Annotated in this window: 9 protein-coding genes; 6 read left to right on the top strand and 3 right to left on the bottom strand. The window is 64.7% G+C overall.

Annotation, left to right across the window (positions count from 1 at the left end; translation table 11 throughout):
• Positions 1–19: 19 nt before the first annotated feature.
• On the bottom strand, positions 20–1,183 hold the full coding sequence (locus CRO22_RS04445; protein WP_097068927.1) for a M20 aminoacylase family protein: 1,164 nt from the start codon (positions 1,181–1,183) through the stop codon (positions 20–22).
• 62 nt (positions 1,184–1,245) lie between these two features.
• Between CRO22_RS04445 and mazG the strand changes: the two genes are divergently transcribed.
• The gene (gene mazG / locus CRO22_RS04440; protein WP_176518545.1) at positions 1,246–2,076 is read left to right on the top strand and encodes a nucleoside triphosphate pyrophosphohydrolase; all 831 of its coding nucleotides are present in this window, start codon (positions 1,246–1,248) and stop codon (positions 2,074–2,076) included.
• Positions 2,077–2,172: 96 nt separating this feature from the next.
• Here the strand turns inward: mazG and dusA are convergent, their stop codons facing one another.
• Positions 2,173–3,159, bottom strand: coding sequence for a tRNA dihydrouridine(20/20a) synthase DusA (gene dusA, locus CRO22_RS04435; RefSeq protein ID WP_097068926.1), 987 nt, complete (start codon positions 3,157–3,159; stop codon positions 2,173–2,175).
• Between the two features lie 967 nt (positions 3,160–4,126).
• Between dusA and CRO22_RS04430 the strand changes: the two genes are divergently transcribed.
• The 4 genes from CRO22_RS04430 (at position 4,127) to CRO22_RS04410 (ending at position 11,774) form a co-directional block, all read left to right on the top strand.
• On the top strand, positions 4,127–8,593 hold the full coding sequence (locus CRO22_RS04430; RefSeq protein WP_176518544.1) for a Hint domain-containing protein: 4,467 nt from the start codon (positions 4,127–4,129) through the stop codon (positions 8,591–8,593).
• Between the two features lie 255 nt (positions 8,594–8,848).
• Entirely contained in the window at positions 8,849–9,601 is a 753-nt protein-coding gene (locus CRO22_RS04425; RefSeq protein ID WP_217991870.1) for a Hint domain-containing protein, read from the top strand.
• 185 nt (positions 9,602–9,786) lie between these two features.
• Complete coding sequence (locus tag CRO22_RS04415) at positions 9,787–11,412, top strand: Hint domain-containing protein (protein ID WP_141399412.1); 1,626 nt, start codon at positions 9,787–9,789, stop codon at positions 11,410–11,412.
• A gap of 110 nt (positions 11,413–11,522) precedes the next feature.
• Positions 11,523–11,774, top strand: a complete 252-nt coding sequence (locus CRO22_RS04410) for a hypothetical protein (protein WP_097068921.1) — start codon at positions 11,523–11,525, stop codon at positions 11,772–11,774.
• Between the two features lie 106 nt (positions 11,775–11,880).
• Here CRO22_RS04410 and CRO22_RS04405 read toward each other — a convergent pair whose 3' ends face one another.
• Positions 11,881–12,111: a DUF1127 domain-containing protein gene (locus CRO22_RS04405; RefSeq protein WP_097068920.1), complete on the bottom strand. Its 231-nt coding sequence runs from the start codon at positions 12,109–12,111 to the stop codon at positions 11,881–11,883.
• A 119-nt stretch (positions 12,112–12,230) separates the two neighbouring features.
• On the opposite strand from CRO22_RS04405, the gene CRO22_RS04400 reads away from it, so the two are divergent.
• On the top strand, positions 12,231–13,640 hold the full coding sequence (locus CRO22_RS04400; protein ID WP_097068919.1) for an aminotransferase-like domain-containing protein: 1,410 nt from the start codon (positions 12,231–12,233) through the stop codon (positions 13,638–13,640).
• Positions 13,641–13,789: the final 149 nt, after the last annotated feature.

Here is a 13,789-nt window from a genome sequence, read left to right as displayed (position 1 = left end):
GGCAGGGCGGCCGCACCCCTCAGCCGACCGGGAGCGCGCGCTCGACCAGCCGGGCAAAGAAGCTCGCACCGATCGGCGCGGCCTCATCGTTGAAATCGTAAGCCGGGTGATGCAGCCCTGCGCCCGGGCCGATGCCGAGGAACAGATAGGCCCCCGGCCGCGCCTCGAGCATGTAGGAAAAATCCTCCGCCCCCATCTCGCGCCCGGCATCGTCGCAGACCGCCTCCGCGCCCGAGATCTCGCGCGCCACCTCGGCCGCGAAGCGCGCCTTTTCGGCATCGTTCACGGTGGGCGGATAGCCCCGGTCATAGCGGATCTCGACTTTCACGCCAAAGGCCGCGGCCGTGCCCTCGACGATTTCATGAAAGCGTTTCTCGACCATCGCCCGCACTTCGGGTGTGAAGGAGCGGATCGTGGCGCAGAACCAGCCGCTTTCAGGGATGATGTTGTTGGCGGAGCCGACATGGATCTGCGTCACCGAGACCACAAGCTCGTCGAGCGGGAAGAGGTTGCGGCTGACGATCGTCTGCAAAGATCCCACCATCGCAGTGATCGCCGGGATCGGGTCGATGCATTCATGCGGCGTGGCGCCATGCCCGCCAAGCCCGGTTACCGTCACCCAAGCGGTATCGACCGCGGCCATGAGCGGCCCCTGCGTGGTCTGGAAATGGCCAATGGGCAGGTTCGGCGCATTATGGATGCCGAAGACCTGGGTGATGCCGAAACGCTCCATCACCCCTTCTTTCACCATCACCTCGCCGCCGCCGCCGTCTTCTTCGGCGGGCTGGAACAGAAGCGCCACGGTGCCCGCGAAATTGCGCGTCTCCGCCAGATATTTGGCCGCGCCGAGAAGCATCGTCGTATGCCCGTCATGGCCGCAGGCATGCATCTTGCCGGGATGTTCGGAGGCGTAATCGGCGCCGGTCAATTCCTCGATCGGCAGCGCATCCATATCGGCGCGCAACCCGATCGTGGGCCCGGCCTCGCGCCCCTTGATCAGCGCCACGATGCCGGAAGTGGCAATCCCCTCATGGATCTCGTCGACGCCGATCTCGCGCAGGCGTTCGGCCACGAAAGCGGCCGTTTGCGGCAGGGCAAACTCAAGTTCCGGGTGGCGGTGCAGCCAGCGCCGCCACTCCTTCATCTCCGGGGCGAGGGCGGCGATACGGTTGATCACGGGCATGATGGACTCTGGTATTGCGAAAGGGATACTGACCTAGATGGACCTGAGAGGAGCGAGAGGCAATGGTGAAACCGACCGATCCGATGCTGTTCGACGAAACCGGTGAACTGGGCGTTCAGATCACCCGGCTCGCGGCGATCATGGCCTGTCTGCGCGATCCCGAGACCGGCTGCCCCTGGGACATTGAACAGGATTTTGCCTCGATCGCGCCTTATACGATCGAGGAGGCGCATGAGGTGGCCGATGCCATCGAACGGCAGGCCTGGGGCGAGCTTGAAGGCGAGCTCGGCGATCTGGCGCTGCAGGTCGTCTATCATGCGCAGATGGCCGAAGAGGCGGGGCATTTCGATCTGGTCGGGGTGCTGAAGACGATCTCGGCCAAGATGATCGCGCGCCATCCGCATGTGTTCGGGGCCGAGAGCCGGGTAAAGAGTGCCGCGCAACAGACGGAAGATTGGGAGAAAATCAAATCCGCCGAGCGCGCGGCCAAGGCCGAGGCGGGGGTGCTCGATGGGGTGGCGCTTGGGTTGCCTGCGCTCACCCGGGCGCTGAAGCTGCAAAAGCGCGCGGCGCGGGTGGGGTTTGACTGGCCCTCGACGCGCGAAGTGGTCGAGAAGATCACCGAGGAGGCGCATGAGCTCGTCGAGGCGCGCGACGCTCTCGGCCCCGAGGAACTCGCCGAGGAATATGGCGACATGCTCTTTGTCATGGTGAACCTGGGCCGGCATCTCGGGCTCGATGCGGAGGCCTGTCTGCGCGCGGCAAATGGCAAGTTCACCCGGCGCTTCGGCTTTATCGAGGCGGAGCTGGCAAAAGCGGGGAAACGGCCCGATCAGAGCGATCTTGACGAGATGGACGGGCTCTGGAACGCGGCGAAGCGCGCGGGGCTCTGAGTTGCCGAGAGGCAGAGGGGGAAGCGGGGGCCGCAGCCCCCGCGCCCCCGCCCGGGGAAGGTACGCCTTCCCCGGAGCCCCATCCGGCGCCCGGCCTCACGTGTCGTGCATCACTTCGGCAAGGGCGCGGTCGTATAGGGCAAGCCCCGCCCCCTCGCGCGTCGCCCCTTCGGAAAGCACCCGGCGCCAGCCGCGCGCACCGGGGCGGCCGTGAAAGAGGCCGAGCATGTGGCGCGTGATCTGATGGAGCCGCCCGCCCGCAGCGAGATGCGCCGCGATATAGGGTTTCATCGCCTCCGCCACCTCGAAGGCCGAGCGCGATGCGCCCTCGCCCCAGAGCGCTTCATCGGCGCCGCCCAGAACCTCCATCGGCTCGCCGTAAGCGGCGCGCCCGACCATCACCCCGTCCATCCCCGCCGCGAGATGCGTCTCGACCTGCGCGAGCGTTGCCACCCCGCCGTTGAGGCTCAGATGCAGCTCGGGAAATTCTCGTTTCATCGCATGGACAAGCGCATAATCGAGCGGCGGGATCTCGCGGTTTTCCTTCGGGCTGAGCCCCTGCAGCCAGGCCTTGCGGGCATGGAGTGTGAAGCGGCGCACCCCCGCGGCGGAAACGGTGCGCAGGAAGGCCGGCAACACCTCCTCGGCGATCTGGTCGTCCACGCCGATCCGGCATTTCACCGTCACCTCAACCGGGGACGCGGCGATCATCGTCTCGACGCAGCGCGCCACAAGATCGGGGGTCTTCATCAGCACCGCCCCGAAAGCGCCGGATTGCACCCGGTCCGAGGGGCAGCCGACATTGAGGTTGATCTCGTCGTAGCCCCAGTCCGCGGCGATCCGGGTGGCTGCGCCCAGCTCTGCCGGATCCGAGCCGCCAAGCTGAAGCGCAACCGGATGCTCGAGCGCGCTGTAATCGAGCAGTTGTGCGCGTTTGCCATGGATCACGGCCGGTGCAGTGACCATTTCAGTATAAAGGAGTGCATGGCGCGAGATCATGCGGTGGAACATACGGCAATGCCGGTCTGTCCAGTCCATCATCGGCGCAACCGAAAGCCGCGCCGCACGGGTGGCATTGTTCATAGCATTCTCAGGGCTTTGCCGTTCAATCATCGGGTCGCGTTCTGGTTTGCTGTAGTTGAACGATGCGCGTTCCGGGCACGATTCATGGCGCAGTCTCTAGATCATTCGAGGGTCTTGCACAACTCGGCGCTTGCGGAAAGCGGCTTCCGCATCCACCGCTCCGGTTTGCGCGCTGAAGGATATGCCGTCTCATCCGCGGCAGATCGGGGAAGACGCGGTGCCGGGAGCTTCGGCATCGTGATGAACAAAGGGTGATTCTCGGTGCGGTCGCTGGAGGCCCGGACAAAAGCGCCCTTTCGATCGCTTTGGAGACAATCGCGGAACAATCGCTTTGACCGGATTGTTCGTTTTGGAGCCGAAGATTGATGCCGGATCGGAAACCGTCGGGTGTGAAGCATGTTGCGCATCGGGAGACGATCGGCGCCGAAGGACCACGGCGCCAAAGCCGCGTTGCACGCCATACTTCGGGTAAATATCTGTAAGTAAAATTATTTTAATCGAGTGGATGGCCCGGCTGGGCGCCTGTTCGGAAACAGTTCCGCCTTGGTCGCGGCGCGTTTGCGGCGCGTTTGCGGCATGCCTTCGCCCGAGCGAGGCGAAAAGGCGGCAAGATTGGGGCAGATTTCGCGTTACAGCGCGTTGCGACGCTTGGTATCACCGGTCAAGCCCGACTGGGGGGCTTCTGGCCGTGGGGGCGGTCGCGTGGGAACGGCATCTTTCGGAGATGCGCAGAAATTCGGGTGCTGCCGATGACGGGGTGATCTGCCATCCCGTTCCGACATCGAACCTTTGATCGCAAGAACCGCCTTCGGGCGGAAGGGTTCGTGCATCCTCTGCGTCGATCATGCCGGTACGCGCAACGTGTCCGGGGCGGGTCGCTGACTCTCCCTCACGATCCCGGCTCGCGGGCCGGGCACGGGAAATTCGCAGGTCTCCGGCCTGCAGGCGGTTATTAGGAGAGGCTGTCATGACTTTGACGTGCAATACAAATTCGAGCCCGGTCGCACGCGACGACACGGCCAGCACGGCCTATAACACTGCCGTCACGATCAATGTGCTGGCCAATGACAGTGACGCGAACCACGACACGCTGTCGATCTCCGGCACGCCGACCTCGTCGCAGGGCTCCGTCACCGTCAACTGCGACGGCACGCTCACCTTCACGCCCAACAGCGGGTTCTCCGGAACGGCAACGATCTGTTACAAGGTGACCGACGGTCATGGCGGGTACGACACTGCCACGGTCACGGTCACGGTCGCGGCCAATACGCGCGATTACGTGGTCGAAGGCACCACCGGCGACGATCTGATCGACTATGATTACACCGGCGATCCTGAAAAGGACATGATCGACCACAACGACAATGCCACCGGCACCAATGCCGATCTGGTCAAGGCCGGCGCGGGCGATGACACGGTTCTGGCCGGGGCAGGCAATGACACTGTCTATGGCGAGGACGGCAACGATCTGCTCGATGGTGGGGCAGGCAATGACGTGCTTTACGGCGGGGCGGGCGACGACACTTTTGTTGGTGGCGCGGGCAATGACACGTTCACCGGCGGCACCGGGCTCGACATCATCGATTATTCGGACTCGGACGAGGGGGTGAGCGTCAACCTCTCCACCGGTCAACTCTCGGGCGGCGATGCGACGGGCGATTCCATCGCCTCGGGCATCGACGGCATCATCGGCTCGGATTATGCCGACAGCCTTGTCGGATTCGACCATCAAGGCACGTCTGCCTCCGACAGCTATACCAATGTTTTCTATGGCGAGGGCGGCAACGACACGCTCGCGGGCCTTGGCTCGGATGACAGCCTTTACGGCGGCGCCGATGACGACAGCATCCTTGGTGGCGCAGGGGAAGATTACATCGAGGGCGGCGCCGATGATGATTACATCGACGGCGGCACCGGCGACGACACGATCTATGGCGACGGCACCACCGGCGCCACTTCGACAATCTCGGTCACCATCGGCGATGGCTCGGCAAGCTATGTGAACGCGGTCTTCGTCTATACGATCGACCCCGCCACCGGCGATATCGTTGTGGTCGACACGCTCACCGCCAATGCGGCGAGCGCCGAGGGCACGACCTATACCGTCGATGTTGCCACCGGTAGCACGGTCGGCATCGGCATCGTCACGCCCGCCGGCACCACCTATTACAGCTCCGCCTATGGCACGAATGTCGGCCTCAATGCCGACGGCCTCGTGCATACCACCGGCATCAGCGAAAAAACCGATGGTTCGGTGACGATCGGCTTCGAGGATCTGACGAACCTCGGCGATCATGATTACAACGATGTCGTGGTGACCGTCGATCTGGGCACCTCCGGCTGCACTTTCGACAATGCGCATTACGATTACAGCTCGGATGGAACGGGCGATGTGGTCGCGGGCGATGATACGATCCTCGGCGGCGCGGGCGATGACGAGATCCATGGCGGCGGCGGGGCCGACGAGATCACCGGCGGTGAAGGGGCCGACACGATCGACGCGGGCGACGACCGCGACACGATCCATGGCGCGGCGGGCGATGTGGTCGATGGCGGCGCGGGCGGCGACGACTGGGACGTGCTCGACCTTACCGGCGAGGGTGCCTACCGGGTCGTCAACACCACGACCGACAGCAACGGCAACGGCCTCGACGGCACGGTCGAATTCCTTGATGCGGATGGCAATGTCACCGGCACGCTGAGCTTCACCGAGATCGAGGAGATCACCGGCGACGACATGCGCGACGGCATCGTCGAGGGCACGGATGGCGCCGATCTGATCGACACCACCTATACCGGCGACCCGGACGGCGACATGATCGACGCGGGCGATGCGATCATCGCGGGCGACGGGCCGGATGATGACCGGGTCGAAGCGGGGGCGGGCAATGACACCGTGCTCGCGGGCGAGGGTGACGATACCGTCTGGGCGGGCACGGGCAATGACTCGGTCGAAGGCGGGGTCGGCGACGACAGCCTCTTGGGTGAGGGCGGCAACGATACGCTGCGCGGCGGCGAGGGCGATGACACACTTGACGGCGGCGCGGGTGATGACAGCCTGATCGGCGGCACCGGCGACGACAGCATTCTCGGTGGCGACGGCAATGACACGATCTCGGGTGTTGCGGGCGACGATACCGTCGAAGGTGGCGCGGGCAATGACCAGATCACCACTGGCGCGGGCAGCGATTCCGTCGATGGCGGCGATGGCGATGACTACATCAACACCCGCAACTCCGCCGCGGCGCCCGATCTCGGCTATCCGGGGCTTTACAGCGCCGATACTGACCCGACCGACGACATGGACACCGTTTCTGGCGGCGCGGGCAATGATACGATCCTGACCGGCGACGACCGCGATTACATCGACGCGGGCGCGGGCAATGACGTCGTTGATGCGGGCGTCGACGAAGACACCGTTCTGGGCGGGGCGGGCGATGACCTGATCACCGCCGGCGAGGGCGATGACTCGGTCGATGGCGGGGACGGCAATGACACGATCTACGGCGGCCTCGGCCCGACCGTGCCGGATCTGATCAACGTCCCTGACGCGACCGACCTCGTGCAGGATAACGGCATGGACACGCTCCATGGCGGCGCCGGCAATGACGTGATCTACGGCGAGGACGACGACGACGAGATCTACGGCGATGCAGGCAATGATTACCTCGACGGCGGCATCGACGAAGACACGATCTTCGGTGGCACCGGCAATGACACGATCATCGGCGGCGACGGCGCCGACAGCCTTTCGGGCGGCGATGACCGCGACACCTTCCTTGTTGGCTCGGCCTCCGCGGGCATCGGCGATGTGATCGACGGTGAAGAAGGAGGCGATGATTACGACACGCTCGATCTCACCGGCGCAGGCCCGGTCTCGATCGCCTATGATCCGTCGAACCCGGAAAACGGCACCGTCAGCTTCCTTGATGACAGCGGCAATGTGCTCGGCACGCTCGATTTCACCAATATCGAGACCGTCATCCTCGATGAGGGCGATGGCTATGTCGAAGGCACCGATGGCGCCGATCTGATCGACTATGATTATACCGGCGACCCCGAAGGCGACATGATCGACCACACGGATGCGCTCATCGCGGGCGACGCGCCCAATGATGACCGCGTTCTGGCCGGGGCGGGCAATGACACCGTTTATGCGGGCGAGGGCGATGATACCGTCTGGGCCGGCGCGGGCGATGATTATGTCGAAGGCGGCAACAGCGATGACAGCCTGCTTGGCGAGGCTGGCAATGACACGCTGATCGGCGGCGAAGGGCAAGATACGCTCTCAGGCGGGGACGGCAACGACAGCTTGGACGGTGGCAATTCCTCTGACAGCCTGGATGGCGGCACGGGCGATGACACGCTGATCGGTGGCGAGGGCAATGACACGCTTCTGGGCGGGGACGGCAACGACCTGCTTGATGGCGGTTCCGCTTCCGACACGCTCAAAGGGGGGGCTGGCAACGACACGCTTCTGGGCGGCGAAGGCGATGACCGGCTCTCCGGCGACGAGGGCGATGACGTGCTCACCGGTGGGCAAGGTCAGGACAGTCTGGTCGGCGGGGAGGGCAACGATACGCTCACCGGCGGAAGTGGTGTCGACACGCTGATCGGCGGCGACGATCGCGACACGTTCATCGTCGCGAGCCAGGATGACGGCAACCACGACTCCATTGACGGCGGCGAAGGCGGCGACGATTACGACACGCTCAACCTCACCGGCGCCGGGCCGCTGGTGATCGATTACGACCCGACGAACCCGGAAAACGGCACGGTCCGGTTCCTCGACACAAACGGCAATGTCACCGGCTCACTCACGTTCCAGAACATCGAGAATGTGATCCCCTGCTTCACGCCGGGCACGCTGGTGGCGACGCCGCGCGGCGAGCGCCGGGTGGAAGAGCTGCGCGAAGGCGACAAGATCCTGACCCGTGACAACGGCATTCAGGAGATCCGCTGGGTCGGTCGGCGCGACATGAGCCGCGACGAGCTGATCGCCGCGCCGCATCTGCGCCCGGTTCTGATCAAGGCGGGCAGCCTCGGCAACGGCCTGCCCGAACGGGACATGCTGGTCTCGCCGAACCACCGGATGCTGGTGGCGAACGAACGCACCGCGCTTTACTTCGAAGAACATGAAGTGCTGGTGGCGGCGAAGCATCTGGTCGACAACCGCGGCGTGAAGCCGGTGGAAACGCTCGGCACGAGCTACATCCACTTCCTGTTTGACCGTCACGAAGTGGTTCTGGCGAACGGGGCCTGGACCGAGAGCTTCCAGCCGGGCGACCAGACGCTCGGCGGGATGGGCAATGCGCAACGCGCCGAGATCTTCGAGCTCTTCCCCGAGCTGAAGACCAGAACGGGCATCGACGCCTATGGCGCCGCGCGCAAGACGCTCAAGAAACACGAGGCCGCGCTTTTGCTGCAAGGTTGAACGGTTGACCACGGTCAGTGGGGGCTGACCAGCGCCCGGAGCCGCGAGGGTCCGGGCGCATTGCTGCGCCTCAGACGCTGTGGCACCCGGTCAGCGAAGGCGCGCCTTTATGGCCGTTTCGGGGCGAGAAACGGAGCGTTGCAGCCGATTGCGGCACAATCTTGGCAGTTTACCTTTGTGCAATGTTTGTTTCGCATTATCCTGGCATTCGGGAGCGCGCAGGCGCTCCGGGAGACCGGAGGCAGGATGTGCGACATGGTTGGGAGCCAGGAGTTCTTTTCCGCGCTTGGCGCTGCTGATGAGCGGCGGGACGGTTCCTCTGCCGTGTCGGATGTGATCGAGACGCGCCTGCATTTCGATGGGTTCGACACGGAATCAGGCCATGTCGAAGGCCGCGATGGCGCGGGGAACAGCTTGTTTTCCACCCCGATCGCGGAACTGCTCGAAGCGATTCCGTGTTTTACCTCGGAAACGCGGCTCGCCACCGGCACCGGGTTGGTGCAAGTCGGGGCTCTGACCCCCGGCATGCGCGTGATCACCCGTGACGATGGCATGCAGGAGTTGCGCTGGATCGGCCGGCGCAGCTTTGGCTGGCGGGCGCTCGGCCTCAACCCGCTTTTGCGCCCGGTGCGGATTGCCGCCGGGGCGCTCGGGCCGGGGGTGCCGGAACGCGATATGGTTGTCTCTCCCAACCATCGCGTTCTCACCCGCGGGTCCGAAGCGGGCGAGGCGGGCGAGCGGCTGACGATGGCGCGCGACCTGCTCGGCCAGCCCGGCATTACGCGTGCGGCGGTCTCCCATGTCGAATACTGGCAGCTTCTGTTTGACCGTCACGAGCTCGTCCTGTCCGACGGCTGCTGGTCCGAGAGCTTTCAACCCACCCCGGCCAGCCTTGCCGCGCTCGATGCGCCCGGCCGTGCCGCCCTTGGCACGATACTGGACGAAACCGCGCTGCGTGCAGGGTTTGACAGCGTGCGCCCTTGCGCCGGGATAAATACCGCTGCCTAAACCTTCGGCATAAAAGTGCGCCCCGCAGGCGCCGCCGTTTCTCTCGCAAGGGTTGAGGCGGGCCTGAAAATCGACACATTTCGGTACGGCTTCCGCCACGACCCCGGCAATAAACCGCCATTCCTTAGAGCCATTTTAACCTTGTCGCCTCCGCTTGGCTGCGGGGCGGGAAGGAATGAGACTTCATGGGAACCTACACCGGCACCTCGGGAAATAACCAGATCAGCGGGTCGCGCAACAGCGATACGATCTATGCCTATGCCGGGAACGATACGGTCACCGCCGGGAGCGGCAACGACTATGTTGATGCGGGCACGGGAGATGATTCCGTTTCTGCGGGCAACGGCAATGACACGGTGCTCGGCGGAGACGGCAATGATACGCTGGCAGGGGATGCGGGCAATGACCGGCTTACCGGCGATGCCGGAAACGATTCCCTCGATGGCGGCGACGGCGCTGACAGCCTCTCGGGCGGAACGGGGGGCGATACGCTCCATGGGGGCGCCGGCAGCGACACCCTCGACGGCGGCAGCGGCATGGATTACGCCGATTACAGCGATTCCGGTGCGGGCGTCAGCGTCAACCTCGCCAACGGAACGGGCGCGGGGGGCGATGCGCAGGGCGACACCTATTCCGGCATCGACGGGGTCTATGGCTCGGCCTATGGCGATACACTGATCGGTTTCGACGATTCCTCCAGTTCTTCCACGGATGCTTATACCAACGTCTTTTATGGCAACGGCGGCGACGATTACCTTTATGGCGCTGGCGGCGACGACAGCCTTTATGGCGGTACGGGCGATGACACCGTGCTGGGGGGCACTGGCGACGACCTCGTGACCGGCGATGCGGGCGACGACAGCCTCGAAGGCGGCGCGGGCAATGACACGCTCGAAGGCGGCGCCGGTGCCGATACGCTGCTGGGCGGGGAGGGCGACGATACACTTCTGGGGGGGGATGGTGACGATTATCTCGACGGCGGCACGGGGGACAATGTCTATGTCGGCGGCGCGGGCTCGGACACGATTGTTGCCCATGCCGGTTCCACCACCGAGATCAATGGCTCGGAAGATGCCGACGGGTCCGATGTCGATACGCTGATCGTGATCCGTGGCGAGGGGCGCATCATCTCAGACGGGGCGGGCACCGAATCGGGCTACATCCTGTGGCAGGATGGCACCACGACGCGCTATGCGAATATCGAGACGACGGCCTATGACGTGCCCTGCTTCACGCCCGGCACCCAGATCGAGACCAAGCGCGGACGGGTCGAGGTGGAAGACCTGCGCCCGGGCGACAAGCTGCTCACCCGTGACAACGGCTATCAGAAGATCCGCTGGATCGGCCGGCGCGACCTTTCGGCGGCCGAACTCGCTGCCCATCCGCAATTGCAGCCGGTGCGGATCGCGCGGGGGGCGCTGGGCGAGGGGTTCCCCGAAAACGACATTCTCGTCAGCCCGCAGCACCGGATGTTGGTGTCGGGGATCCGAGCTGAACTGCTCTTCGGCGAGGCAGAAGTATTGGCCGCGGCGCTGCATATGGTCGGCCTGCCCGGAATCACGCGGGTGGCGGCACGCGGGGTCAGCTATCTGCACCTGATGTGTGACGCGCATGAGATCATCCGCGCCGAGGGGGCCTGGACCGAGAGCTTCCAGCCGGGAGAGCGTTCGCTGCGCGGGCTCGATCCGGCGCAGCGCACCGAATTTCTGACACTCTTTCCCGAACTCGCCGGGCAGGCCGGTCCGGGCGCCTTTCTTGCGGCGCGACGCGCGCTCAAAGCGCATGAGGTGCGCGTTCTGATGGCCGCCTGAGCACACCGGCGCAGTGCGCGCATCTCTCACGCGTGCGTGTCTTGACCGGAGCGGCTTTCAGGCGCAGATCCGAAGCATCGAGAACAAAACGAAAAAATCGAGCAGTCAAGATGGCATATTCCGGTCTTCTCCGTTCTGAGAGCGGGTTCGACTTCATTACTTTGCGTCGCCGCGGCGGGGTTACCGAAATCGTCTATGACGATGGTGCATTGCACCGCCGGGTCTGGCGGGTGCGCGGCGAGGCGAGCGAAGGGGCGCTGAGCGAGGCGCTCTCGCGGGCGCATCGCGAGGTCAATGTCGTGCCCGCGCTTTACGCCGAACTGCGCAAGCGCTCGATCGCGATCGAAGCGATTGCCGGCTGATACTTGTTTTCTGGAATTTCGGAAATACGAAAAAAGGCCGGATGCACGCATCCGGCCTCAGGAAGAGAGCCGACAGGGGACTGCGGCGCTCGGGAAACTTGCGGCCTTAGAAAGCCGGAAAGAACTGGGGCAGCGGCGCCGGTTCAATTTTTGACGTCAGCCCGATATCGGCGCGCAGGCGGTTGTCGAGCCGCGCCATGGCGCGCGTGGTGGTGCGCAGGGTCAGCCAGTCGAGAACCAGCCGCCCGACCGCGGCGGCCGGGCGCAGCGCGGCAGGGCGGTGCGACAGCGTGAGGCTCGGATAGGACAGGTTGGCGGCGGAAGACAGACCCGACATGGGACACCTTTCAGACAGAAGAGAGAGCGTGTTCAGTGATGTTTGTGTATTGATACAATCCAGTGTTCTCTGGTAATGTCACCCTACAAGAGTGGCACAATCCGGGCGAGAGAAACATTGTGACAGATACAAGTTGGCAACCGGATCTGCCGATACAATCGGGTCCAAAATATCTGGCCCTGGTGCGGGCGCTGCGTGACGGGGTGCGGCGCGGCGATCTTGCGCCCGGCTCACGCTTGCCGACGGTGCGAGATCTGGCCTGGAAACTTGGGGTTACTCCCGGCACCGTGGCCCGCGCCTATCAACTTGCCACGCAGGAGGGGCTTTTGGAAGCGGCGGTGGGGCGCGGCACCTTTGTGTCGGCACAATCGCGCCGGCTGGGTCCGACCGAATCACTCTACCAACATCCTCTCTCCGACCCGGCGGCGGATGGGCTGATCGACCTGCGCTCGCCGCAGTTGCCCGATGTCGGCCAGAGCAAGGCCCTGGCCCATGCGATGGCGGAAGCGGCCTCCTCGCTGGGCGAGCATTATCTTGAATATCCGGGGCTGCGGCGCGACCGCTATTGCCGCGAAGCCGCGCTCGACTGGTTCTCTTGCTGCTCGCTCAAGGACATGATCGACGCCGACGATCTGGTGCTGACGCTCGGTGGTCAGAACGGCATCTCGATCGTGCTGCAATGCTGCCTGCGCGGCGACCGGCCGGTGGTGCTGTGCGAGGAGCTTGCCTATCCGGGCTTCCGCCATGCCGCACGGCTGATGCGGGCCGAGGTGGTGCCGGTGAAGCTCGACGAGGAGGGAATGATCCCTGCCGCGCTTGACGCGGCCTGTCGCCGCTACGGCGGGCAGGTGGTCTGCGTCACGCCGGATGCGCAGAACCCGACGACAGCGCGGATGTCGAACGAACGCCGGTTTGCCATTGCGGAAGTGGCGCGCCGCCATGACCTGCAGATCATCGAGGATGATTGTTACACCGCCCCGGTCTCGGGCCTTTCCTCGCTGCGCGCAATAGCCCCTGAACGAAGCTGGCATGTCACCTCGCTTTCGAAAACTATCTCGGCGGGGATGCGCTTTGGCATCGTTGTTGCGCCCGAGGGGATGGGTGAGGCGGGCAGGCTCACCGCGCAGCACAGCTATTTCGGCCTGCCGCGACCGGTCACCGACATCATCACCCGGCTCTTCACCTCCGGCGAGGCCATGCGGCTGCGCCATGATGCGCAAGACGAGATGGCGCGGCGGCTGCAGATGGTGGTGCAGGCGATGGGCAGCCATGACATGCTCTGGCAGCCGGGGCTCAGCTTCGTCTGGCTGAAGCTGCCGGTGGGCTGGCGCGCCTCGACCTTTGCCCGGGTGGCCGAAGCCGAGGGGGTGCTGGTGCGTTCCTCGGATGAATATGTGCTGGCCGACGGGCACGCACCCAATGCGGTGCGGATCGCGCTGGCGGGCGGTGTGCCCGAAGACCGGCTCCTGCGCGCCGTGGCCAAGTTGCGCGACCTGCTCGACACGCCGCCCCGGGATCTGCCGGTCTGAGTTCTGCCGCCGCCGCGCCACCCGCCCTGGTTGCAATGCTCCCGCCCGAGTGCCAAAAACTTGGGCAAAGGGCGCGGCCTCCCGCCCGGAGCGCATCATATCCGCGGGAGGCCCCCTTTTCTCTGCCGAAACCTTGTGCAAGTTTGAGC

The organism is Rhodobacter maris, assembly GCF_900217815.1.
Lineage (GTDB): Bacteria > Pseudomonadota > Alphaproteobacteria > Rhodobacterales > Rhodobacteraceae > Rhodobacter > Rhodobacter maris.
The sequence above is the reverse complement of the archived record's forward strand: the minus strand, read 5'-3'. Positions and strand labels throughout refer to the sequence as shown.

What these genes read in the sequence shown, in the direction of transcription:
- CRO22_RS04445 (WP_097068927.1), bottom strand. Translation starts at nt 1,183, where the DNA reads ATGCCCGTGATCAACCGTATCGCCGCCCTCGCCCCGGAGATGAAGGAG.
- mazG (WP_176518545.1), top strand. Translation starts at nt 1,246, where the DNA reads ATGGTGAAACCGACCGATCCGATGCTGTTCGACGAAACCGGTGAACTG.
- dusA (WP_097068926.1), bottom strand. Translation starts at nt 3,159, where the DNA reads ATGAACAATGCCACCCGTGCGGCGCGGCTTTCGGTTGCGCCGATGATG.
- CRO22_RS04430 (WP_176518544.1), top strand. Translation starts at nt 4,127, where the DNA reads ATGACTTTGACGTGCAATACAAATTCGAGCCCGGTCGCACGCGACGAC.
- CRO22_RS04425 (WP_217991870.1), top strand. Translation starts at nt 8,849, where the DNA reads ATGGTTGGGAGCCAGGAGTTCTTTTCCGCGCTTGGCGCTGCTGATGAG.
- CRO22_RS04415 (WP_141399412.1), top strand. Translation starts at nt 9,787, where the DNA reads ATGGGAACCTACACCGGCACCTCGGGAAATAACCAGATCAGCGGGTCG.
- CRO22_RS04410 (WP_097068921.1), top strand. Translation starts at nt 11,523, where the DNA reads ATGGCATATTCCGGTCTTCTCCGTTCTGAGAGCGGGTTCGACTTCATT.
- CRO22_RS04405 (WP_097068920.1), bottom strand. Translation starts at nt 12,111, where the DNA reads ATGTCGGGTCTGTCTTCCGCCGCCAACCTGTCCTATCCGAGCCTCACG.